The organism is Erythrobacter litoralis HTCC2594, assembly GCF_000013005.1.
GTDB classification, from domain to species: Bacteria; Pseudomonadota; Alphaproteobacteria; order Sphingomonadales; family Sphingomonadaceae; genus Parerythrobacter; species Parerythrobacter litoralis_A.
Map to the genome: position 1 here is coordinate 1,025,554 of NC_007722.1, position 22,590 is coordinate 1,048,143.

Here is a 22,590-nt window from a genome sequence, read left to right on the forward strand (position 1 = left end):
GGCAAAGGTGGCCAAGGCTTCCGCCGCCATCGAGGAATTTCTCGCCATGCTGGCGGCCGAACGCGGTGCGGCTGCCAATACGCTGGCGGCCTACAGGCGCGATCTCGAAGGGGCAGAGGCGCTTGCAGGTGACTTGGCAACCGCCAGGCGACCTGCGCTTTCCAGGCTCGGTTCGGCATGGTCCGATCTTGCGCCGGCTACCGTAGCGCGGAAGGCATCGGCCCTCAGGCAGTTCTATGGTTTTCTCGTCGACGAAGGTCTGCGCGAGGACGATCCTTCGTCCGCGCTTCCGCGCCCGACGATGCGCAGGCCGCTGCCCAAGACTTTATCGCACAAGGAGGTCGAGCGCCTGTTCGAGCAGGCCGAACGGGAGGCGGAGACCAGTCGCCCCCTGCCGGTGCGGCTCCTGGCCCTGATCGAATTGCTGTATGGTTCGGGCCTTCGTGCGACCGAACTGGTTTCCCTGCCGGTCGCTGCCGTGCCCCGCGACGCACCATTTCTCACGGTCACCGGCAAGGGCGGCGTCGCCCGCATGGTGCCGGTGAGCGGCCGCGCGCGAGAGGCGCTGCAAAGCTGGATGGGGCTTCGGGGCAGCGATTCCCCGTACCTGTTCCCATCGCGAAAGGCGCACATCACGCGTGTTCGCCTGTTCCAGATGCTCAAGGAACTGGCGGTGCGTGCCGATCTGAATCCGGACAAGGTCAGCCCGCATGTCTTGCGCCATGCCTTTGCGACGCATCTGCTGGAAGGGGGCGCGGATTTGCGTGTCCTGCAGACGCTGCTCGGCCACGCGGACATTTCGACGACGCAAATCTACACCCATGTCGATGCCGCGCGGCTCGTCGCGCTGGTCAACGAGCGCCATCCGCTGTCGGCGCGGGCAGCTGGCAAACGCAGCACGCTTGCAGAAAAGCGAACGGAGGACTAGCGCACCGGCATGAATTCCTATCTCGAATTCGAGAAGCCCGTTGCCCAGCTCGAAGCGCGGATCGCAGAATTGCGGTCGGCTGCCGAAGGCGACGAGGTCGATATCTCGAACGAACTCAAGCGGCTCGAGCGCAAGAGCGCCGCGCTGCTTACCAGTACCTACTCTGCGCTCACGCCGTGGCAGAAAACGCAGGTCGCGCGCCATCCGCAGCGTCCGCATTTTCGCGATTTCGTAAAGCATGCCTTCGACGAGTTCGTCCCGCTTGGCGGCGATCGCAATTACGGCGAAGATGAAGCGATCATGGGCGGCCTCGCGACCTTGCGCGGCCGCAAGGTGGTGCTCATCGGTCATGAAAAGGGCAATGATACCGAGAGTCGGCTGCGCCACAATTTCGGCATGGGCAAACCGGAAGGGTATCGCAAGGCGATCCGGCTGATGGACCTCGCCGGGCGTTTCGGACTGCCGGTCGTCACATTGGTCGACACATCGGGCGCGTTTCCGGGCGTCGAGGCCGAAGAGCGCGGGCAGGCAGAGGCTATTGCCCGTTCGACCGAAGCCTGTCTGGCCTTGCCGGTGCCGATGGTGGCTACGATTGTGGGCGAGGGCGGTTCGGGCGGCGCCGTGGCGCTCGCGAGCGCCGAGCGCGTGCTGATGCTGGAGCACGCGGTCTATTCTGTCATCTCGCCCGAAGGCTGCGCGTCCATCTTGTGGCGCACGGCGGAAAAGGCGCCCGATGCGGCAGAGGCCATGAAGGTGACCGCGCAGCATTTGCTCGATCTGAAGGTGATCGACCGGATCGTGAAGGAGCCGACCGGTGGCGCGCATCGCGATCCTTCGGCGATCTGCGAAACGCTTGCCAATGCAATAGATGAGGAACTGGATGCCTTGGCGGACTTGCCGGGCGAGACGCTGCGCCGCATGCGCGAAGAACGGTTTTTGCAGATCGGCGGATAACGCCGCGTCGCGGAACTTGCAGGGCCATTCGCACGTTTGATCTCTCGGTGGGAGCGGTTCGCTCGAGCGAAGCGCTTGATTCCGTACGAACCGAGGGACACGCATAATGAAAACCAAGCGTATTTTGGCATCCGTTTCCGCAGCCGCAATGAGCCTGGCATTGACAGGCTGCATGGGCGGAGGTGGCTCGATCCCGAGTGCTTCTGCCCCCATCACGCAGACAGAATCGCAACAGGGCGCCGAAGCGCATCCCAAGCTGCTGGCCGAATTCGGCGGCCGGATGACAGGCGTGCACGCCGACTATGTCGAGCGCGTCGGCAAGAACATCGCGGTTCAGTCGGGACTCGGAAATGCGCGCGAGGATTTCACCGTCAGCCTCGTCAACAGTTCGGTCAACAATGCTTTCGCGATTCCCGGTGGCTATATTTACACCACACGCCAACTCGTCGGCCTGATGAATAATGAAGCCGAACTGGCAGCCGTGCTGGGCCACGAAGTGGGCCATGTCGCCGCCCGTCATTCGCAACGCCGGCAGCAGGCCGCACAGCGCAACTCCATCCTCGGTGTCCTAGGTGCCATCGCATCGGGCGTCTTGCTAGGCGATAGCGGTATCGGCGATACGCTCTCGCGCGGTTTCCTGCAGGGGTCGCAGCTTCTGACGCTGCGCTTTTCCCGCAGTCAGGAACTGGAGGCGGACGAGCTTGGCATCCGTTATCTGACGAATGCCGGATACGATCCCCAGGCTATGAGCACCGTGCTGCGCAGTCTTGCGCTTCAGAACAGCCTCGATGCGCAATTGCAGGGTCGCAACGCGACTATCCCCGAATGGGCTTCGACCCACCCCGATCCCGCCAGTCGTGTTTCTACCGCTTCCCAGAAGGCGCGGGGGCTATCCGGCACGGTGACCAATCGCGACACCTTTCTGTCCGGCATCGATGGGCTGCTATATGGTGATGATCCTGCACAGGGCGTGATCGAAGGCCAACGCTTCATTCACCCCGAACTCGGTTTCTCGTTCACTTCGCCCAACGGCTTCTACATGGTGAACGGGACCCGTGCGGTGTCGATCAACGGCGACGGCGGCCAAGCGCAGCTGACCATCGCGCGCTATGATGGGAATCTCGAGACTTATGTCCGTTCGGTGTTCTCGGCGCTCGGCGGCAACCAGCAGCAGCTCACACCTTCGTCGCTTCAGCGCACAACGGTGAACGGTTTGCCCGCCGTCTATGGGACAGCGCGAGTCAATACCGGCCAGCGAACGGTGGACGTGGCTGTCTTCGCCTACGAGCTTGCACCTGACCGCGCCTATCATTTCCAAGCGATAACGCCGTCGGGCCGGATGAGCACCTTTACCCCCATGTTCAACTCGATGAGGCGCATCACCAGTGCAGAGGCCAGTGCGGTCATCCCGCGGCGGATCGATGTCGTCACCGTGGGCAGGGGGGACACGGTCGCAACGCTCGCCCGCCGGATGGCCTATGATCGCGCGCAAGTCGAACGCTTCAGGGTCCTCAACGGTCTCGGAGCGAATGATACCTTGCAGGCCGGTCAGAAGGTGAAGATCGTGGTGCGCGCTCGCTGAGCGTCAAATAATCCGACACAAACAAAAACGGCGGGGAACGCTCCCCGCCGTTTCCGTGTGGTTATTCGACCGAGTCTTAGACGGACATCGTGGTCGAAACCGAGCTGAAGGTGTTGCTCAGCTGGTTGCCGAGGCCCTGCATGGCGACGATGGCAGCGACAGCGATCAGAGCAGCAATCAGGCCATACTCGATGGCGGTTGCACCCTGCTCGTCCTTCATGAGGTTGTTGAAGAATTTCATTGATAGTCTCCTGGTTTTCAGTCTTCGGTACCCGACTCTTTCCAGACGTTCCGGAACGAGTGATTTTGGGGTTTAAGCGCGACGAGTTGACAAATTCCTAAGGTGAATGGCGATTTCTCAGACGCCCGACTGATCTATCGCTTGCTGCGAAGTCGACGACACATGATCCCACATGGCGACGGTTTCGTTGCCGACGCCCTGCACCGCCGCGACCATCGCGAGGAAGACGAGTGCGAGGATAAGCCCGTACTCGACGGCCGTCGCGCCAGCCTCGTCTTGCAGTAGTGATGTGATCAGTTTTCGCACAATAGACTCCACTCGCGTCTAGCCAGACAGCGCCCTTTTGATCCATCAGGGTAAAGAAAAGGTTCGCTGAAGATCGAAAAGTGAAAAGAAACTTTACACATGTGCTGGTTGTCGCTGCGGCGCTTTCCGATGGGGAAGGGCGGTGGCTGATGCACCGCAGGCCCGTCGGTAAGGAGCATGCGGGCCTGTGGGAGTTTCCCGGCGGCAAGGTCGAGCCAGGCGAAACCGTGCGGCAGGCGCTGGCGCGCGAGATGTTCGAGGAGTCGGCGCTCAAGCTCGATATAGATGCGATGCGGGAAGCCGGTTTTGCGGCATCGGATGCCGCCGTCGATGGCCGCGGAATCGTTTTGCTGCTTTACACTTGTTCGCGGTGGAGCGGGTCGATCACGGCGAAAGAGGGCGGAGAGTTCAAATGGCACAGACCCGCCGAGATCGCCAGGCTGCCGAAGCCGCCGCTCGACGTCGAACTGGCGCGGCAACTGTTCGAAAAATAGCGGCGAAGGGGATTGCCAAGCCGTTGGCGCCCCCCTATGTGCCGCCCTCCGATGCGCGCCAGTAGCTCAGCTGGATAGAGTACCTGACTACGAATCAGGCGGTCGGAGGTTCGAATCCTTCCTGGCGCGCCAAGCAAGCCCATCCCGGCAACGGGGTGGGCTTTCTTGGTTGGGCAGCGGGAAGGTTCGAACCTGTTCGGAGTCGAGGCGCAGCCGAGACGAGCGAGCCCGCAGGGCGAGAACAATCCTTCCTGGCGCGCCAAGCAAGCCCATCCCGGCAACGGGGTGGGCTTTCTTGTTGGCGGACAACGCGAACCAGGGGGGCGCCTCCGGAACCATGGCGCACGAATTCGGTTAGTCCGGTAAGACCAATCCAGGAGATACCCCATGACCGATCAAGGAATTTTCAAGCGCCTCAAGGCCGACCACGAGCGGCATCGCGCATTGCTGGACAAGATCGGTGATACCAGCGGTGACAGCGAGGAACGCCGTCAGCTGCTCGAGGAGTTCACAAAGGAAGTGAAGAGCCACGCTGCGGCAGAGGAGCAATCGATCTATGCCGACATGCTCGAAAATCCCGAAACGACGGACGAGACCCGTCATTCGGTTGCGGAGCATCATGAGCTCGACGAATTGCTTAACGATCTCGCCGCCACCGACATGTCGTCGTCCGCATGGCTACAGAAGTTCAAGAAGCTCGACCATGAGTATCGCCACCACATCGACGAGGAAGAGGAAGACCATTTCCCCGATTTCGACGAGCATTTGAGCGAATCGGACAAGAAAGAGCTTGGCGCCGAATTCGAGAAGCGCAAGGCGGCCGAGCTCAAAACGGCGGAGGTGACTCCGGAGAAGATGAAAGACGCCAAGGAATAGGAAGCACGGTTTACTCCAGCCTGGGCCCGGCCTTTTTGGCCGGGCTTCTTGTATCTGGCGTTCAAGAGCCACGGCACGGACCAAAGTTGGGCTTTACCGCTCAGGCACTTTCCGCTTTGGCGCTCGCACATATCGGCATGGCCCTTGGTGCCGTGCCCAGAAAGAGAGGTAGACGCCATGGCCTGCGAAGCCGACTATGTCGAAGATCCCGCGATCAAGAAGCCGGACGTGCCCGAGCACGTGCAAGATGCCATCCGCACATTGATCGAATGGTCGGGCGACGATCCGGCACGCGAAGGTCTGCTGGACACTCCCAAGCGGGTCGGGCGTGCCTGGCTCGAATATTGCCAGGGTTACAAAGAGGATCCTGCGATCCACCTCAGCCGGGTATTCGAGGAGGTTGGGGGCTATGACGAGATCGTCTTGCTCAAAGACATCCCCTTCCAGAGCCATTGCGAGCATCACATGGCGCCGATCACCGGAAAGGCGGCGATTGCCTACCTTCCCAGAGACAAGGTCGTCGGTATCTCCAAGCTCGCCCGCGTACTCCACGGCTTTGCCCGCCGGCTGCAAATCCAGGAACGTCTGACGGCCGAAGTCGCGAACTGCATCTGGGACAATCTCGAGCCAGAGGGCGTTGCAGTCGTGATCGAAGCCCAGCATGGCTGCATGACCGGTCGCGGTGTACGAACGCCCGGGGTCAGCATGGTCACATCAAAGCTGTGCGGCTGTTTCCTCGATGACGAACGGAGCCGCAAGGAAGTCCTCAGCCTGATGGGTTACGGTTGAGCCTTGGTCAGGCAGTAATGCCGCGCTTGAGGATCTGCATCGCCCGCTCGGGAACGTCTTCGATGGCATCGTCATCCTTCGCCCAGACAGCGTAGCGAAGGCCAAGAAAAACATTCATGCCCATCACGGCCCAGGCGTCCGCTTCCGTGATGTCATCGCGAAACTCGCCGGTCGCGCCGCCCGCCTTCAGGCGTTCGAATATACGTTGCGCCGTGTTCTCGTAATGCGCCCGGTAGCTGGCGGGGTCGACAAACTCGGCTTCGTCGATGATACGGTAGATCTCCTTGTGTTCACGAGCGAAGGACAGGAAAGCGGCGAGTGCATCGCGTTCGATCGCCAGCGCCGTAGCGCTCGCTGAAATCCCGGCGGCTGCCGCTTCCTTCACTCCATCGCTGAAGTCGCGAACGAGGGCTCGGAATATCTCATCCTTCGATTCGAAATAGGTGTAGAATGTGCCGAGGGCGACTTCGGCGCGTCGCGTGATGTCGCTGATCGAGGCGTCGTGAAACCCCTTCTCCCCGAATTCCAGCTTGGCCGCGTCGAGCAGCTTGCGGCGCGTGCGGCGGCCGCGCTCGGTTACCGGGCCGGAATTCTCGTCGGATTGCAAAGGTTGGCCCCGTCCCATGATCGGCAACCTATGCCGAAACGCGGTCTGCGACAATAGCTAACTTGAAAGGTGGTTCAACTTTCAATAAAGGGTAGTTGGTGACTTTTAGGGAGATGGACATGTCGACGGTAAATTCTTTCAGGCTCGCGCTTATGCTCGGCGCCGGTTTCACATTCGCGCAGGCTGCACCCGCTGTGGCGCAGGATACGGCCGATACGGGCGGACAGGAGGCTGCCGGGAGCGGCTATGGCCAGCCTATCGTTGTGACAGCGCGTCGTCGGGAGGAGCTGGCCGTCGACGTGCCGCTGTCGGTTACGGCAATTTCCGGCGAGGACCTCGTCCGCAGCGGAACGCTCGAACTGACCGAGATCGGACAGAAGGTACCCAATCTCACTCTCGAAGTATCGCGCGGCACCAACACCACGCTCACCGCATTTATTCGCGGGGTTGGGCAGCAGGATCCTGTGGCCGGCTTCGAAGCGGGTGTCGGCCTTTATGTCGACGACGTGTATCTCAACCGCCCGCAAGCTGCCGTGCTCGATATCTACGATGTCGAGCGGATTGAAGTGCTGCGTGGACCGCAGGGCACCCTTTACGGACGCAACACCATCGGCGGGGCAATCAAATACGTGACGGCGCGCTTGCCCGCTGACCCTACCGTCAAGATTCGCGGCACCTACGGCTCCTACGATCAGGCCGACCTGGTCGTAAGCGCCTCGGCGCCGATTTCGGACGCCATCCGCATCGGCGCCAGCGGCGCACGCTTGAGCAGGGGCGGCTTCGGCGACAATCTCAATCTGCCGGGAGTGGAGAACTATAACAAGGACGTCTGGGCGGCGCGCGGCACGATCGAAGTCGAGACTGGGCCGCTCTTCATTCGCCTGTCGGGCGATTATGTGAAGGACGAGAGCGATGCGCGACAGGGCCACCGTCTCATCCCCGGCCTATTCAGCGGTGCACCCGTGCTCGACGACGTCTACGACACGCGTGCAGGTTTGAACGTCGTGGATCAGGAAGTGGAGGCCTATGGCGGCGCGCTGACCGTCGCCTTCGAAGTGTCCGATACCGTCACGCTCAAATCCATCACCGGCTACCGAGAGGATAGCTCGACGACCCCGATCGATTTCGACAGCCTGCCTGCTGCTGACCTCGACGTCCCGGCAATCTACGAGAACGACCAGTTCAGCCAGGAATTCCAGCTACTTTATGAAAGCGACCGCTTTGCCGGTGTGCTGGGGGTCTATTACCTGGATGCTAATGCTTTCACCGCTTTCGACGTGGCGCTCTTCACCACAGGAGCGCTGATAGGACTACCGGGTCTCAATGCGCAGACCCTGGGCGACGTCGACACCGAGACATGGTCGATATTCGGCGATTTTACATTCGACATTAGCGAGAAGCTGAGCGTCTCGGTCGGCGGGCGCTATACCAACGACAAGCGCACCAGCCGGGTTTTGCGGACGACCTTTATCGGCGGCTATAGCGACCTGTTCCCCCCGTCTGCGGCAATCCCGATTGCCGTCACGTCGGATTTCCTCGGCAGCGAAACGTTCAAAGAGTTCACCCCGCGCGCTTCGATCAGCTACAAGCCGGCGGAAAACCACAATATCTACTTCACCTATTCGCGCGGCTTCAAAGGGGGCGGCTTCGATCCCCGCGGGCAGACGAGCGCAGCGCCCGACCTGGACGGCGATGGCAACGTGGATTTCGACGACCAGTTCGAATTCTTGCGCTTCGCTCCTGAAACGGTCGACAGCTACGAACTAGGCTGGAAGGCTTCACTGTTCGACAATCGGGTCAATGTCAGCCTTGCTGCCTTTCTCGGCGACTACAGCGACGTGCAAATTCCCGGCTCGGTCGGGGTGGATACCAATGGCGATGGCATCAACGACAGTTTCATCGGCATTACCTCCAACGCCGCCTCGGCCAACGTCAACGGAGTGGAATTTGAAGGCAATGCGCTCGTCGGCCGCGATTTCGCCGGGGCGGGCAGCCGCTTCAGCGTCAATTGGGCGCTGGGTATCCTCGACGCTGAATACAATACCTTTATCGACGCCTTCGGCACCGACGTGGCGGATCAACGGGTGTTCCAGAATACGCCGGACCTGACAGTCAATGCCGGTTTCGTGCTCGGCCTGCCGGTGGCGTCCGGCATGGTCGATCTTCTCGGATCGGTATCGTTCCGCAGCGACGCGAGTCAGTTCGAGACGCCCAACGCGTTCCTCGACCAGGACGGGTTCGCACTCGTCGATGCGAGCATCGTCTATACTGCGGACAGCGACCGGTTCAGCATCGGTCTCCACGCGAAAAACCTGTTCGACAAACGCTATATCGTCGCTGGATACAATTTCGTGGCGGGTGGTACTAGCGGCACGCCATTTAGGCCGACACTCGGCCTCGAAGGCACGCTGACCGGCTTTTATGGCGATCCCCGCAGAGTGTTCATCACCGGCGAGGTCCGTTTTTAGGTAAAGCCAATCGCCGAAAATTATAAGGGCGCCCGCGATTGGGCGCCCTTCTTCGTTCCGTAACTACGCGAGTTAGAGCTGACCGAGCATGTGCTCGGCGCTCGAGACCGAGAAATCACCGGGCGCTTCGACGTTGAGTTCAGTCACCTTGCCGTCTTCGACGATCATCGAATAGCGCTGGCTCCGGGTGCCGAGGCCGAAGCCGCTGCCATCCATTGTCAGCCCGATCGCTTCGGCAAATTCACCGTTGCCGTCAGCGAGGAACGTGATCTCATCCGAACCATCGGCTTTTTGCCACGCGCCCATTACGAACGGGTCATTGACCGAGGTCACGGCGATCTCGTCGACGCCCTTCGCCTTCAGCTCCTCGGCCTTCTCGACATAGCCGGGCAGGTGCTTTGCCGAGCAGGTCGGGGTAAAGGCACCGGGGACTGCAAACAATGCGACCTTCTTGCCAGCGAAAAATTCGCTCGATTTGACTTGCTCGGGCCCGGCATCGGTGGGCTTCACGAGGGTGACGTCGGGTAGCGTATCGCCTTTGGAAATCGACATGGGTGCAGCATCCTTTTGTTAGCGTGGTCTCTCTCCCTCCACATAGGAGCCTCCAGCATGGAGGCAATGGGTATCGCTTGCCGCCGTGGCATTTGCGTAAAGCCGACAAATACCATCTCGTCTGTCTTAGGCAGCCCTCCTGCGACCCATGCATATTGTGTAGCCATCCGCCACCTGACCGATTGCTCTGACGGCGATCGCCTGGGTCTGGTGCCGCATATAAAGGAATCGTTATATTTGCTCTTTGAGGTACGCATCGCTAAGGCGCGCGCAATCATTTTCGCAGCGCGCAATCCGCCGCCCGCTGCCACTCTCTAGGAGCAATTTATGTCCGCCAACGCCGATTATGTGATCAAGGATATCGCGCTCGCCAAATATGGCCGCGACGAGATGGCCATCGCTGAAACCGAGATGCCGGGCCTGATGGCCTTGCGCGATGAATATGGTGAGAGCCAGCCGCTCAAGGGCGCGCGCATCACTGGCTCGCTCCACATGACCATCCAGACGGCGGTCTTGATCGAAACGCTGGTCGCGCTGGGTGCCGATGTGCGCTGGGCGACCTGCAACATCTTCTCGACGCAGGATCATGCTGCCGCCGCGATTGCAGAGCAGGGTATCCCCGTGTTCGCGGTCAAGGGCGAGAGCCTCGCCGATTACTGGGACTATGTCGGCCGCATTTTCGACTGGTCGACGAGCGAAGATGCCGACCAGACCGCCAACCTCATCCTCGACGATGGCGGCGATGCCACGATGTTTGCGCTATGGGGCGCTCGTATCGAGGCGGGTGAAGAAATGCCTGAGCCCGCCAATGCGGAAGAAATCGAGATGCAGCGCGCGCTCAAGGCCTTCGTCAAGGACAAGCCCGGTTACCTGACCCGGTCGGTCAAGAATATCGTCGGCGTGTCTGAAGAGACCACCACCGGCGTTCACCGCCTCTATCACATCGCCAAGGGCGGCAAACTGCCGTTCCCGGCGATCAATGTGAACGATAGCGTCACCAAGTCGAAATTCGACAATCTCTACGGCTGCCGCGAGTCGCTGGTCGATGCAATCCGCCGCGCCACCGATGTCATGCTGTCAGGTAAAGTCGCTTGCGTCGCCGGTTTCGGCGATGTCGGCAAGGGTTCGGCCCAGTCGCTGCGCAACGGCGGCGCGCGGGTGCTGGTGACGGAAATCGACCCGATCTGCGCCCTTCAGGCCGCGATGGACGGCTTCGAAGTGGTAACGATGGAAGAGGCGGTGAAGGTCGCAGATATCTTCTGCACCGCAACCGGCAACGAGCATGTCATTACCGCCGAACACATGAAGGCGATGAAGGACAAGGCGATCGTCTGCAACATCGGGCACTTCGACAGTGAGATCCAGATTTCCGCGCTGAACAATTACGAGTGGAACGAGTTGAAGCCGGGCACCGATGTCGTGCGCTTCCCCGACGGCAAGGAAATCATCATCCTCGGCCAGGGCCGTCTGGTGAACCTCGCTTGTGCCACCGGCCACCCCAGCTTCGTCATGAGCTTCAGCTTTACCAACCAGGTGCTGGCGCAGATCGAGCTGTGGACTAAGGGCGACGAATACAAGAACGAAGTCTACGTCCTGCCCAAGCATCTCGACGAGAAGGTTGCAGCGCTGCATTTGAACAAGCTCGGCGTGAAGCTCACCAAGCTCAGCAAGGTCCAGGCCGACTATATCGGCGTACCGGTGGATGGCCCTTACAAGCCCGAACACTACCGCTACTGATCGGCGGGAATTCGCGGAAAACGGACAAGCCCTCGCGATTGCGGGGGCTTTTCCTTTTCTGGCCAGTTGCATCGCCGCGCCGGGCGGCATAGCTGCAATGCCGCATGGAACTTTCACCCACGATCATTGCCTTGCTTGGTCTGCTGCTCGCCGCTTGGACCGTGGGTGCTGCGTGGCTCATGATTTCAGCAGGGGCGAAGGCCAAGGGGGCGGAAAGCACGCGCAAGGCTGCGCGCCGCATGGCTCGCTTGCTCGATGAAGCCCCGGCGATCCCTTTGCTCGTCCGCGCCGACGGCCGCATCGAAGGGTCGGATCGGCTCGCGCACTGGCTCGGCTTCGACGCATTGCCGCAATTCCTCAGCGAACTGGCGGATGCCGACGATCGCGGGCTGACCAAGGCGCAGCTAAGCGAGCTATCGGAAAAGGTGCGCCGCGCGCAAAAGTCCGCTGCACCATTTCGCATGAATATCACTGTGCCCGGCTCGCAGCGCAGCCTGGCATTGCGTGGGACTCTGGCGGATCCGCAGGTTTCGCCCGGCGGAGCAGCCCTGGTGTGGGTTTTCGACTTCAGCGAAAGCGCGACCGAACTCAGCCGCATGCGCGAGGAATCGGCGCGGGCGAAAGGCGATTTTGCCGCTTTGGTGGGCCTGATCGAAGCGGCACCGATGCCGATGTGGTTTCGCGGCACGGACACCCGGTTACGGCTCGTCAACAGCGCCTATGTCGAAGCAGTCGGCGCGGAAAGCGCCGAAGGCGTCGTCGAGGGACAGGTCGAACTGATCGAAAGCGTTGACGGCCTCAGCGCGGCGCAGGTCGCGGGGCAGGCGGTCCAACACAAGCAATCGGTCGAACGGATCGTCCAGGCGACTATCGGTGGCGAACGTCGCGCATTGCGCGTCTCGGACCTGCCGTTGGGCGAAGAAGGCGTTGCCGGATACGCGGTCGACATCCAAGAGATGGAAGAGCAGGCGCGCGCGCACCGGGCCTATGCCAAGGCGCAGCGCAACATGCTCGATCGCCTGTCGGTCGGCGTGGCGCAGTTCGATGCCGAGCGTAAGCTGACTTTTGCCAATCAACCTTTCCGCCGCATCTTCAATATGCGGCTCGGCGGGTTGGCCGACGGCTTGCCTTTCGAACGCCTGCTCAGCGAGGCCCGCGATGCCGGGCGGACGCCCGAAGTTCGCGATTTTCCAGCTTGGCGGCAGGAGCATGTCGAGTGGTTCGCGAGCGGCGAAACGCAGGAAGAGGCATGGCCGCTGTCCGACGGGACGCACCTGCGCATCGTGGCGCAACCGATGCCCGATGGCGGCCTTGCCATCATCGCAGAGGACCGTACCGAGCAGCTGGCGCTGTCGGCCACTCGCGACACCTTGCTGCGCACACGCACGGCGACGCTCGACAGCTTGTTCGAAGCGCTCGCAGTTTTCGCTCCCGACGGTCATCTGCAGCTGTGGAACCGGAGCTTCGCGAGCACTTGGGGTGTGGAAGCCGAAACGCTGGACGAGCACCCACTGGTCGACACCATGCTCGAGGAAATCGCCGGTAATCTGGCCAAACCCAAACATATCAAGCGGGTCGGTGAGGTCATCCGTACGGCCACGCTCGACCGGAACGAAACCGGCAGCCGGGTCGCGCTGGCCGATGGCCGCACGCTCGAATTCGCCGGCGTTCCGTTGCCCGATGGGAATGGCTTGCTCACCACGCTCGATGTGACCGCCAACGAACAGGCGGAAACGGCGCTGCGAGAACGCAACCAGGCGCTCGAACAGGCGGACCAGGTCAAGACACGCTTCCTCGCCAATATGTCCTACGAATTCCGCACGCCGCTGACCTCGATCGGCGGCTTTGCCGAGCTGCTGGAGAGTGGTGTCGCGGGCGAACTGTCACCGCAAGGCAGGGAATATGTGCAAGCAATCCTCGACTCGGTCGGACGCCTGACCGAGCAGGTCGAGAATGTCCTCGACCTCTCGCAAAGCGAAGCCGGGCTTCTGCCGCTACGGAAGGAAAAACTCGAACTGCAGCCTTTCGTCACACAGGTAGTGCGCGAGCGCGAGGCAGAGATCGAGGCCAAGGGGCTCTCGCTCGATCTGCGCGGCGGAGCCAATATCAAGGTCGAAGCCGATCGCCGACAATTGGCGCGGGCGGTTGGACATCTGCTCGACAATGCCATCGTGGCGACGGATCGTGGTGGCAAGATCCTGGTCGATCTGGCCAAGAAACCCGAGGGCACCCGCATCGTCTTGTCGGATAACGGCGCGGGCATGTCGAGCGAGGAATTGCGCCGGGCGCTTGAAGGTTTGCGCATAAGCGAGGATGGCGAGGGGATCGAGCGGCGGCAGGGGCTCGGCATCCCGCTTGCCCGGCAATTGATCGAAGCGCACGGCGGAGACCTCACGATCCAGTCGCAAACCGGACTCGGCACTAGCGCGACGATCCTGCTGCCGTGATCGTGCGGCTGCCCGACCTTGCAGCCGTCGAGGCCTTCGGTGCGCGCATCGCTGCCAAACTGGGTGTGGGCGATGTCGTTGCGCTTTCCGGTACGCTCGGTGCAGGCAAAACGACGCTGTCTCGCGCGATCCTGCACGGGCTTGGGTATGCGGGCGAAGTACCTTCGCCGACATTCACGATCATCGAGACTTACGATTCGCTCGATCCACCAGTCGTGCATGCCGATTTCTACCGGCTGGATGATCCGTCCGAGATTGAAGAACTCGGCCTAGAAGATTACCGCGAGGGTGCAGTCCTGCTGGCCGAGTGGCCTGACAAGGCTGGCGGCTTTGCCAATGAGCCGGCATGTCTTTCAATTACGTTGGAAATTATGGACGAAGGCCGCCGTGCGATTGTCGAAGGCGGTGCCGATTGGCTAGAGCGCATGCCATGAGCGAAAGCGTCGATGCGCTGCCCGACGGCGGCAAGGAGTTTCTCGATCACGCCGGTTGGGCCGCATGCGTCGTCGATACCATCCCGGGCGATGCCAGCTTCAGGCGCTATTTCCGCCTTCGCAAGGGCAGGGAGCGCGCGATGCTCATGCACGCTCCGCCCCCGCACGAAGACCCGAAGCCCTTTCTCGACGTGGCGCATTGGCTGCATGATAACGGGCTGCGAGCGCCGGAGATCTTTGCGGAAGATGCTGGCGCAGGTTGGGTGCTGACCGAAGACTTCGGCAATGACAGGATGCGGGACTGGCTGGACGACCATCCCGAAGGCGAGCACGGCGCTTATGCTTCGGCCATCGATGCGCTCGTTCCACTCCATCGTATAGAAGCCGGACCCTTCCCCGCTTACGATCTGGCGACTTATGTGCGCGAGGCCAAGCTGCTGACCGAATGGTACACGCCGACTATGGGTCTAGATGTCGATGCCGCACAGTACGAGGCTGCGTGGCACGCGGCGCTTGCGCCATTGCTGGAACGGCAGGGCAAGGGCGTGACTGTGCTGCGCGATTACCATGCCGAGAACATCATGCTGCTCGATCCCTCGGAAGATGGTTCGGGCGAGCAAGGCCTGATCGATTTTCAGGACGCATTGGCGGGCCACCCGGCCTACGACCTCGTATCGCTGCTGCAGGATGCGAGGCGAGACGTTGCGCCTGCGCTCGAAGCGCAAATGCTCGAGCGCTACAAGGCGCAGGTCGATGTGGGCGAGCATTTCGATGCCGATTACGCGCTGCTCGGCGCGCAGCGAAACGCCAAGATCGTCGGCATCTTCACTCGGCTCTACAAGCGCGATGGCAAGCCGCGTTACCTCGATTTCATCCCCCGCGTCTGGGAGGCGATGGAGCGCGATTTGAAGCACCCGGCGCTTGGCCCGGTGGCAGAATGGTTTGCCACCAATATCCCGGCACAATTGCGCGAGACGGGTGGAGGCAAAATCGCGTGAGCAGGCTCGTATCCGACACCGCGATGGTCATGGCCGCAGGCATGGGCAAGCGCATGCGTCCGCTGACAGCGACGCAGCCGAAACCGCTGGTGCGAGTCGCTGGCAAGCCTTTGATCGATCACACACTCGACCGGCTGGCCGATGCCGGGGTGAGCAAGGCCGTCGTCAATCTGCATTATCTTGCCGATGCGCTCGAAGCGCACGTGCTGGAACGCGCCAACCCCACAATCACGATCTCGGACGAGCGTGACCTGTTGCTGGAAACCGGCGGCGGGATGATCAAGGCGCAGGCGCAGTTGCCCGACCCGTTTTTCTGCCTCAACTCAGACAACATCTGGCTCGACGGTCCGCGCAACGCGTTTCACGAGCTCTCTGCGCGATGGGACCCTGAGCGTATGGATGCGCTGTTGCTGGTCGTACCGCATGCGCGGGCAATGAATTTTGCCGGGAAGGGCGATTTCTATCTCGACCCGGAAGGCCGGATCAAGCGTCGCCAGCCCGGCCGAATTGCGCCGTTCATCTATACCGGTATTCAGGTGGTCTCGCATCGGCTGCTGCGCGATCCGCCGGAAGGCAAGTTCTCGACCAACATCCTGTGGAACCGGGCGCTGGAGGAAGAGCGGCTGTTCGGTTTGCCGTTTACCGGATTGTGGTTCGAAGTCGGCACGCCGGAGGCGATCCGCCCGACCGAGGAGGCGCTCGCGGGTGCCTGACGGCAAGGCCTCGCGACCCGGTCCGCAGGTCTATTCGATCGCGGCCCATCGCGGCTTTGCCGATGCCTTGGTGGCGGGGCTGGTCCCCCGCTACGCCGAGGACGGCCTGGGTCTGGCCCGGCTGACCCTGTTGCTTCCTAGCACCCGCGCCATGCGGACTGTCAGCGAGGCTTTCATTCGGCATTTTGGCGAGATCGGCGTGAAGGGGATGCTGATGCCCCGCATGGCGGCGATCGGCGATCTCGACCTCGACGAGACCCTAGGCAGCTTGCTCGATCCGCTCGGCGCATCGGACATCCCTCCTGCTGTCGATCCGACTTATCGCTGGTTGCGGCTCGCTGAAGTCCTGCGCGACGTAATGGGCGATGACGCGCCGCAAGGAGCATCGCTGTTCGTGCTCGCTCGCGAGACCGCGCAAACCATGGACCGCTTGCTGGTCGAGGATATCGGACCGGAGGAATTGCTGCAGGATCGTGTCCTCGACCTGTTCGACCGCGATCTGGCCAAGCATTGGCAAGACAACCTTCGCCGCTTTGCGAAAGTGCAGCAATTCTGGCTTGCAGAACTTGGTGAACGCGGCGCACTCGATGCCGCGGCCAGGCGCAATCGCCTGTTCGAGCGAGCGGCGAAGCGCTGGAAGGCCGAACCGCCGGCCACCCCAATTGTTGCTGCGGGTGTGACCAGCGCTGCTCCGGCCCTCGCGCGCTTGCTGCGCGTAGTATCCGAATTGCCGCAGGGTGCGGTGATCCTTCCCGATCTCGACCTGACTATGGACGCAGCCGTGTGGGAAGAGCTCGGCCGCGCCGGCGCGCCTGCCGCATCTGGCGGCGCGCCTTTCGCCAAGGACGACGCGGTTACGCATCCGCAATATCACTTGAAGCTGCTGCTCAATCGCATGGGCGTGTCGCGCGATGAAATACAGCCTTGGCACCGCAAGGGTTCAGGGGCTGCGCGGTCCGAACGCAGCCATGCGGTCAGCGCGGTCTTCCTGCCGCCGGAAGCGAGCAAGGTCTGGGTCGACCTGCCGTCCGAGAAACGACATCTGTCGGGTATTCGGCTGATGGAATTGCCCAATCCGGAAGCCGAAGCGCAGGCGGTGGCGCTTGCTGTACGTCAGGCGCTAGCTGAGCCCGAGCGGCGGGTCGCGGTGATCACCCCCGATCGCAATCTGGCCCGGCGTGTCGTCCATCATTTGCGGCGGTGGAACATCGAAGCCGATGATTCGGCAGGACGGCCGCTCGCGCAGACGACCGCCGGACGGCTGTTCCTGTTGCTGGCCGAAGTCATGGGCACGAACGCGGCACCGGTTCCGCTGATGGCGCTTTTAGGTCATCCCTTGGTCCGACAGGGCGAGGAGCGGCGGCAATGGCTGCGCGACCTGCGCGCTCTTGAACGCAAGCTACGCGGGTCGAGGCCAGCACCGGGATTAGCGGCAATACGCCCCGTTGCGCGCGAGGCGCAGGTCATCGACTGGTGGGAAGAGGTGGAGGCGTTGCTCGGTCCGCTTGCAGGAACGGACGATCCTCTTTCGCTCGCCGATTGTTTAGACACCCTCGCCGCTGTGGGGGAGGCGCTATGCGGCGAGGCACTATGGGCGCAGGAAGATGGGCGCGCGCTTTCGGCCACGGTGGAGGATCTGCGCCAGCATGCCCGCGCTGTCGGAACGCAGATCAGACGCGCCGACGCCCATGCGATCCTGACCGATGCGATGGACCAGGTCGCGGTGCGCCCGCCCTATGGCGGGCACCCCCGGGTAGCGATTTACGGCTTGCTCGAAGCGCGCATGAGCCGGGCGGACCTGGTCATCTGTGCTGGCTTGAACGAAGGCAGTTGGCCGGGGCGTCCCTCGGTCGATCCGCTGCTGGCCCCGCCGGTCCTGCGAGCACTCGGCGTGCCCGGAGCCGACTTCCGCATCGGCCTGTCCGCGCACGATCTTGCCGGGGCCCTGGGCGCGCCTGAAGTGCTGCTGAGCCGGTCGGAGCGCGATGCCGAAGGACCGGCTATCCCGTCGCGCTTCTTGTTGCGGGTCAAGGCGCTGCTGGGCGAGTTGCTGGAGCGTTACGAAGAGCGTGACCTGCCGCGCCTCGCCGAACGTATCGACGATGCTCCTCTCGAACCGCGCTATCAGCGGCCCGAGCCGATGCCGAGCGCAGAGGAGCGGCGCGAACGGATCAGCGTTACCGCGCTCGACCGGCTGCGGTCCGACCCCTACCAGTTTTATGCCAGCGCAATTTTGCGATTGAAGGAGCTAGACGGTCTCGACGCTGAGCCTACGCCTGCGTGGCAAGGGCAATTGGCGCACGATATCCTCGAGCATTGGCATGAACATGGCGGCAGCCTACCAGATATCGCCAAGGCCAAGCTCACCGAAATGGATCACCACCCGCTGACACGCGCCCTGTGGGAGCCGCGCTTGATGAAAGCGCTCGAATGGGTCGCGAGCGAGATCGAAGGCGATATGGATCGTACGCCCGTGCTGTGGGAGAAATGGGGCGAGATCGAGCATCGCGGCGTGACCATTTTCGGACGGATCGACAGGCTGGATCGCCTGGCCGACGGCACATTCGCGGTGGTCGATTACAAGACCGGCAGCCCGCCGAGCGGGTCGCAGGTGGAGGCAGGATACGCGCTGCAATTGGGCACGCTCGGCCTGATGGTCGGCAAGGGCGGGTTCGCCAAGCATGGCATCCATGGTGCCGCTTCCGCGTTCGAATACTGGTCGCTGGCCAAAGCCAAGAGCGCGACGCACGAGACCGGCTTCGGCTATATCGAAACGCCGCTGAAGATTTCCGGCAAGCGCAGCGGGATCGATCCCGAGGAATTTCTCCCGAAAGCCGCGGATTATCTCGACGACGCGCTCTCTCGCTGGGTTCTCGGCGATGAGCCTTTCACAGCGCGCCTTAATCCCGATGCGCCCGGGTACGACACCTACGACCAGCTGATGCGCCTCGATGAATGGCAAGGGAGGGAGGAATGAGCCGCAAGCAGCTCGTTTTCCCGCTCGAGGGCAACCAGGCCGCTGCCGTCGATCCGCGCGACAGCGTGTGGCTTTCCGCGAGCGCGGGGACCGGCAAGACGCAGGTCCTGTCGGCGCGCGTGTTGCGCCTGCTGCTGCAAAAGCACTGCGAGCCGGAATCGCTGCTGTGCCTGACTTTCACCAAGGCCGGCGCGGCCGAGATGGCGACGCGCGTCAACGATGTGCTGGCGAGCTGGGTCCGGATGAAGGACGGCGATCTGGCCGCCGATCTCAAGGCCATCGGCGCGCCGATCGATGACGCGACGCGGGCGCGGGCGCGGACGCTGTTCGCCAAGGTGCTCGATTGCCCGGGCGGCGGTCTCAGGATCGATACGATCCACGCCTTCTCCCAATGGCTGCTGGCTGCGTTCCCGGAGGAATCGGACCTGGTCCCCGGCACCCGCGCCATGGAAGATCGCGAGCGCGAGCTGCTGGCCCGTGAAGTACTGTCGGAACTGCTTCTGGCAGCGGAAGAAGACGATCTCGATGCGCTGGCGATGCTGTCGATAAAGCATGGCCCCGACGGCGCGAAATCATGGCTGATGCGCTGCGCCGATGCGCTCGACCTGTGGACCGGGTCCGACGGCTGGCAGCCGCCGATGCGCGAGCGGGTCCTGCGCCTGCTCGGCCTTCCTTCCGACTATGGCGAAGACGATGTCGCCGTTCTCTGCAGCGATGACGCGTTTGCCATGCCGGAACTGCGGCATTGCATCGCAACGCTGGAGGATTGGGGCACCAAGGGTGCTGTCGAAGCCGTCGAGGCTGTGCGTGACTGGATGGCAGGTGACGCCAAGGCGCGGCTTGCCGGCATCGGTGTCTTCAATGGCACCCTGTTCACGGCGACGGGAGAAAAGCCCAAGAACCTGCACCACATCGCCAAGCGCGACGAGGGTTACGAAGCGCAAGCACTGGCGGTGCTCGATGCCGTGAATGCCGTGCACGAAAAAATGGGCCTGCTCGCGCTGGCGGAGTATCTCGTCCCGGCGCTCACGCTCGGCCGTAACTTCGCGCTGGCGTGGGACGATCGCAAGCGGCGCGAAGGGCTGATCGATTTCGACGACCAGATCCGCCGCGCCTCGCAATTGCTAAAGAACAGCGCGCTGGCAGACTGGATTCGCTACAAGCTCGACCGGCAATTCGATCACATCCTCGTCGACGAAGCGCAGGACACCAACCAGGCGCAATGGGATATTATCCGCGCGCTGACAGGCGATTTCTTCACCGGCTTCGGGCAGCGCGAAGACAAGCTGCGCACGATCTTCGTCGTCGGCGATTACAAGCAAGCGATCTTCGGCTTCCAGGGCACCAGCCCGCAGAATTTCGCCGCCCAGAAAGAGATTTACCGACGCGAGATCGACGCAGCGATCGCCAATGCCGAGGCACTGGCGCGCGACACACGCAGCAAGCCGGTGGTCGACCTGCGCGCGTTGCAGGACCTTGGCCTCGACCGGAGTTATCGCACGGCGCAGCCGGTGCTCGATTTCGTCGATCATGCCATCGAGGCGATCGGCCACACATCGATCGGCCTGGAGCGCGAAGCCGACCGTCACGAAGGCGATACGCGGCCGGGATACGTCGCACTGTGGGAGCCGGTCGTCGCAGGCGCTGAGGACGATGGGGAGCCCAGCGAGGAAGGCTGGCTGCCCGGTCCCGAGCGCGCGATGGCGGACCGAATCGCCGACCAGGTTCGCGAATGGCTCGACAAGGGACATCCACTGGCCAAGGGCACCAAGCGCAATGCAGGACCCGGCGACATCATGGTGCTGGTGCGCAAGCGCCGCGAGCTCGCAGGACTGATCGTGGCACGCCTCCATGCGCGCGGCGTGCCGGTGGCCGGTGTCGATCGCCTTCGGCTGGGCGCGCCGCTGGCGGTCAAGGACCTGATGGCCGCGCTGCGCTTTGCCGCGCAGCCGCTTGATGACCTCAGCCTGGCGAACTTGCTGGTCTCGCCGCTCGGCGGCTGGTCGCAGGAGGATTTGCTCGAGCACGGATATCGACCCGACAAGGTCCGCTTGTGGGATCACCTCCGCAAAAGCGAGCATCCCTTCGTCGTTGAAACGGTTGAGCGCTTGCGCCAGCTCCTCCAGCGGGTCGACTATGAATTGCCCGAAGCGTTGCTGCACTGGATCCTGACCGGCCCGTGGCGAGGTCGCGCAAAGCTTGTCGCACGGCTCGGGCGCGAAGCGAATGATCCGATTGATGAACTGGTCAACGCCGCTTTTGCCTATTCGGCGACCGACACGGCGAGCGTGCAGGGCTTCATTCAGTGGTTCGATGCAGGCGAGGGCGAGTTGAAACGAGAGCCCGGCGGTGATGACGGGCTGGTCCGGGTGATGACTGTCCATGGTTCGAAGGGCCTGCAGGCACCTATCGTGATACTCGCCGATGCTACCGGGAACCCCGATGCTTCGCGCACGGGCGGGCTGGAGCTGCAAGAAGATACCAGCGGCAAGAGCGTGCCGATCCCGGCGCTGCCGAAAGACGAAAAGCACGGCCCGGTGGCCGAAGCGGAACAGGCCGCCAAGGCCGCCGAGCGGGAGGAGCATTGGCGCTTGCTCTACGTCGCCATGACCCGCGCGGAAGAGGCGCTCTATGTCGGCGGTGCGCTCGGACAGCGCGAACTGAAGAAAGGACCGGCGGAAGATAGTTGGTATGCGCGCCTCGAGCCGTTGTTCTTGGACGACGCATTGGCCGATCCGATCTGGGGCGCGCGACGGGAGCGAGGGGCTTTGCCTGAGCCGATCGTTTCAAGCGGCGATGTCGATCCACCTGCGCAGATCAACCTTCCGGATTGGGCCACGCAGCCGATCGGGCCGGAACCAAAACCGCCGCGCCCGCTCGCGCCGTCCTCGGCTGGCGAGGAGCAGGGTGCCAGCCCGCCCTTGCCGCCGGAAATCGCCGCTCAAGCCGCGCGGCGCGGCGTGCTGATGCACAGCCTGCTGGAGCGACTGCCCGATGTCACACCCGCCGAGCGCGAAGTGCGAGCGCGCGCGTGGTTGGCGCAGCAGGCACCGGAGATTGCGGACGATGAGCGCGACGAGATGCTCTGCCGCGCGCTTGCTGTTCTCGACGAGCCCGGCTTCGCCCCGATCTTTGCGCCCGACGCTTTAGCCGAGGTGCCGCTGGCCGCAGTTGTTGCCGGGCAAGTTATCGCGGGCACCGCCGACCGATTGCTAGTCACGGATGACGAAGTCCTGGTGGTCGACTTCAAGACTGCGCGGCGTCCACCGGCTGCAATCGAGGACATTCCAGCGTCGATTATTCGCCAGATGGCCGCCTACGTCGCGGCGTTGGAAAGCATCTATCCGGATAAAAACGTGCGGGCGGGCGTGCTTTACACCCAGACCCCGCAATTGTTCGCACTACCCGCCGCCACCCTTGCACCGCACAAAGAGGCATTGCAGGGTTAGTGGGAAAGCTTTGTCACCGATCCCTTTGATCGGGCGAA

At 62.6% G+C, this 22,590-nt stretch carries 18 protein-coding genes and 1 tRNA gene; 15 read left to right on the forward strand and 4 right to left on the reverse strand.

The features are described from left to right. Window positions 1-7: 7 nt before the first annotated feature. The 3 genes from EL2594_RS04910 to EL2594_RS04920 all read left to right on the forward strand — a co-directional run bounded on the left by EL2594_RS04910 (window position 8) and on the right by EL2594_RS04920 (window position 3,464). The gene (locus tag EL2594_RS04910; protein ID WP_011413925.1) at window positions 8-928 is read left to right on the forward strand and encodes a tyrosine recombinase; all 921 of its coding nucleotides are present in this window, start codon (window positions 8-10) and stop codon (window positions 926-928) included. Between the two features lie 9 nt (window positions 929-937). Further along, window positions 938-1,882: an acetyl-CoA carboxylase carboxyltransferase subunit alpha gene (locus EL2594_RS04915; RefSeq protein WP_011413926.1), complete on the forward strand. Its 945-nt coding sequence runs from the start codon at window positions 938-940 to the stop codon at window positions 1,880-1,882. A gap of 106 nt (window positions 1,883-1,988) precedes the next feature. Beyond that, complete coding sequence (locus EL2594_RS04920) at window positions 1,989-3,464, forward strand: M48 family metalloprotease (RefSeq protein WP_041685084.1); 1,476 nt, start codon at window positions 1,989-1,991, stop codon at window positions 3,462-3,464. Between the two features lie 76 nt (window positions 3,465-3,540). On the opposite strand, the gene EL2594_RS04925 is transcribed toward EL2594_RS04920, so the two are convergent. Both EL2594_RS04925 and EL2594_RS04930 read right to left on the reverse strand, forming a co-directional pair. Beyond that, window positions 3,541-3,705, reverse strand: coding sequence for a Flp family type IVb pilin (locus tag EL2594_RS04925; RefSeq protein WP_011413928.1), 165 nt, complete (start codon window positions 3,703-3,705; stop codon window positions 3,541-3,543). Window positions 3,706-3,822: 117 nt separating this feature from the next. Then, window positions 3,823-4,011, reverse strand: a complete 189-nt coding sequence (locus EL2594_RS04930) for a Flp family type IVb pilin (protein WP_233994315.1) — start codon at window positions 4,009-4,011, stop codon at window positions 3,823-3,825. An 80-nt stretch (window positions 4,012-4,091) separates the two neighbouring features. Here EL2594_RS04930 and EL2594_RS04935 point away from each other — a divergent pair, with 80 nt between their 5' ends. The 4 genes from EL2594_RS04935 to folE all read left to right on the forward strand — a co-directional run bounded on the left by EL2594_RS04935 (window position 4,092) and on the right by folE (window position 6,170). Continuing rightward, entirely contained in the window at window positions 4,092-4,505 is a 414-nt protein-coding gene (locus EL2594_RS04935) for a (deoxy)nucleoside triphosphate pyrophosphohydrolase (RefSeq protein ID WP_041685086.1), read from the forward strand. 55 nt (window positions 4,506-4,560) lie between these two features. Further along, window positions 4,561-4,637, forward strand: a tRNA-Arg gene (locus tag EL2594_RS04940). Between the two features lie 255 nt (window positions 4,638-4,892). Then, a complete protein-coding gene (locus EL2594_RS04945; protein WP_011413931.1) occupies window positions 4,893-5,381 on the forward strand; it encodes a hemerythrin domain-containing protein in 489 nt (162 codons plus the stop codon). A 177-nt stretch (window positions 5,382-5,558) separates the two neighbouring features. Then, window positions 5,559-6,170 (forward strand): GTP cyclohydrolase I FolE, encoded by a 612-nt coding sequence (gene folE / locus EL2594_RS04950; RefSeq protein ID WP_011413932.1) that lies wholly within the window; start codon window positions 5,559-5,561, stop codon window positions 6,168-6,170. 7 nt (window positions 6,171-6,177) lie between these two features. Here folE and EL2594_RS04955 read toward each other — a convergent pair whose 3' ends face one another. Beyond that, window positions 6,178-6,795, reverse strand: coding sequence for a TetR/AcrR family transcriptional regulator (locus tag EL2594_RS04955; RefSeq protein ID WP_011413933.1), 618 nt, complete (start codon window positions 6,793-6,795; stop codon window positions 6,178-6,180). A 95-nt stretch (window positions 6,796-6,890) separates the two neighbouring features. On the opposite strand from EL2594_RS04955, the gene EL2594_RS04960 reads away from it, so the two are divergent. Continuing rightward, window positions 6,891-9,245 (forward strand): TonB-dependent receptor, encoded by a 2,355-nt coding sequence (locus EL2594_RS04960; RefSeq protein WP_011413934.1) that lies wholly within the window; start codon window positions 6,891-6,893, stop codon window positions 9,243-9,245. A 72-nt stretch (window positions 9,246-9,317) separates the two neighbouring features. Here EL2594_RS04960 and EL2594_RS04965 read toward each other — a convergent pair whose 3' ends face one another. After that, window positions 9,318-9,797: a peroxiredoxin gene (locus EL2594_RS04965; protein ID WP_011413935.1), complete on the reverse strand. Its 480-nt coding sequence runs from the start codon at window positions 9,795-9,797 to the stop codon at window positions 9,318-9,320. Window positions 9,798-10,124: 327 nt separating this feature from the next. Here EL2594_RS04965 and ahcY point away from each other — a divergent pair, with 327 nt between their 5' ends. The 7 genes from ahcY (at window position 10,125) to addA (ending at window position 22,552) form a co-directional block, all read left to right on the forward strand. Further along, window positions 10,125-11,534 carry an adenosylhomocysteinase gene (ahcY, locus tag EL2594_RS04970; protein WP_011413936.1) on the forward strand — a complete coding sequence of 470 codons (1,410 nt, stop codon included), beginning with the start codon at window positions 10,125-10,127 and terminating at the stop codon, window positions 11,532-11,534. Between the two features lie 104 nt (window positions 11,535-11,638). Continuing rightward, window positions 11,639-13,981 carry a PAS domain-containing sensor histidine kinase gene (locus EL2594_RS04975; protein WP_011413937.1) on the forward strand — a complete coding sequence of 781 codons (2,343 nt, stop codon included), beginning with the start codon at window positions 11,639-11,641 and terminating at the stop codon, window positions 13,979-13,981. Continuing rightward, entirely contained in the window at window positions 13,978-14,415 is a 438-nt protein-coding gene (gene tsaE, locus EL2594_RS04980; protein WP_011413938.1) for a tRNA (adenosine(37)-N6)-threonylcarbamoyltransferase complex ATPase subunit type 1 TsaE, read from the forward strand. The genes EL2594_RS04975 and tsaE overlap by 4 nt, the downstream gene beginning before the upstream one ends. Continuing rightward, complete coding sequence (locus tag EL2594_RS04985; RefSeq protein WP_011413939.1) at window positions 14,412-15,413, forward strand: aminoglycoside phosphotransferase family protein; 1,002 nt, start codon at window positions 14,412-14,414, stop codon at window positions 15,411-15,413. Before tsaE ends, EL2594_RS04985 begins: the two co-directional genes overlap by 4 nt. Further along, on the forward strand, window positions 15,410-16,126 hold the full coding sequence (locus tag EL2594_RS04990; RefSeq protein WP_011413940.1) for a nucleotidyltransferase family protein: 717 nt from the start codon (window positions 15,410-15,412) through the stop codon (window positions 16,124-16,126). Before EL2594_RS04985 ends, EL2594_RS04990 begins: the two co-directional genes overlap by 4 nt. Next, window positions 16,119-19,103, forward strand: a complete 2,985-nt coding sequence (locus tag EL2594_RS04995) for a PD-(D/E)XK nuclease family protein (RefSeq protein ID WP_011413941.1) — start codon at window positions 16,119-16,121, stop codon at window positions 19,101-19,103. The genes EL2594_RS04990 and EL2594_RS04995 overlap by 8 nt, the downstream gene beginning before the upstream one ends. After that, a complete protein-coding gene (addA, locus tag EL2594_RS05000; protein ID WP_011413942.1) occupies window positions 19,100-22,552 on the forward strand; it encodes a double-strand break repair helicase AddA in 3,453 nt (1,150 codons plus the stop codon). The genes EL2594_RS04995 and addA overlap by 4 nt, the downstream gene beginning before the upstream one ends. Window positions 22,553-22,590: the final 38 nt, after the last annotated feature.

Bases quoted from the DNA above. Each gene is read 5' to 3' on its own strand.
- EL2594_RS04975 (WP_011413937.1), top strand. From the start codon at position 11,639: ATGGAACTTTCACCCACGATCATTGCCTTGCTTGGTCTGCTGCTCGCC.
- EL2594_RS04965 (WP_011413935.1), bottom strand. From the start codon at position 9,797: ATGTCGATTTCCAAAGGCGATACGCTACCCGACGTCACCCTCGTGAAG.
- EL2594_RS04945 (WP_011413931.1), top strand. From the start codon at position 4,893: ATGACCGATCAAGGAATTTTCAAGCGCCTCAAGGCCGACCACGAGCGG.
- EL2594_RS04915 (WP_011413926.1), top strand. From the start codon at position 938: ATGAATTCCTATCTCGAATTCGAGAAGCCCGTTGCCCAGCTCGAAGCG.
- ahcY (WP_011413936.1), top strand. From the start codon at position 10,125: ATGTCCGCCAACGCCGATTATGTGATCAAGGATATCGCGCTCGCCAAA.
- folE (WP_011413932.1), top strand. From the start codon at position 5,559: ATGGCCTGCGAAGCCGACTATGTCGAAGATCCCGCGATCAAGAAGCCG.
- EL2594_RS04925 (WP_011413928.1), bottom strand. From the start codon at position 3,705: ATGAAATTCTTCAACAACCTCATGAAGGACGAGCAGGGTGCAACCGCC.
- addA (WP_011413942.1), top strand. From the start codon at position 19,100: ATGAGCCGCAAGCAGCTCGTTTTCCCGCTCGAGGGCAACCAGGCCGCT.
- EL2594_RS04920 (WP_041685084.1), top strand. From the start codon at position 1,989: ATGAAAACCAAGCGTATTTTGGCATCCGTTTCCGCAGCCGCAATGAGC.
- EL2594_RS04960 (WP_011413934.1), top strand. From the start codon at position 6,891: ATGGACATGTCGACGGTAAATTCTTTCAGGCTCGCGCTTATGCTCGGC.
- EL2594_RS04985 (WP_011413939.1), top strand. From the start codon at position 14,412: ATGAGCGAAAGCGTCGATGCGCTGCCCGACGGCGGCAAGGAGTTTCTC.
- EL2594_RS04955 (WP_011413933.1), bottom strand. From the start codon at position 6,795: ATGGGACGGGGCCAACCTTTGCAATCCGACGAGAATTCCGGCCCGGTA.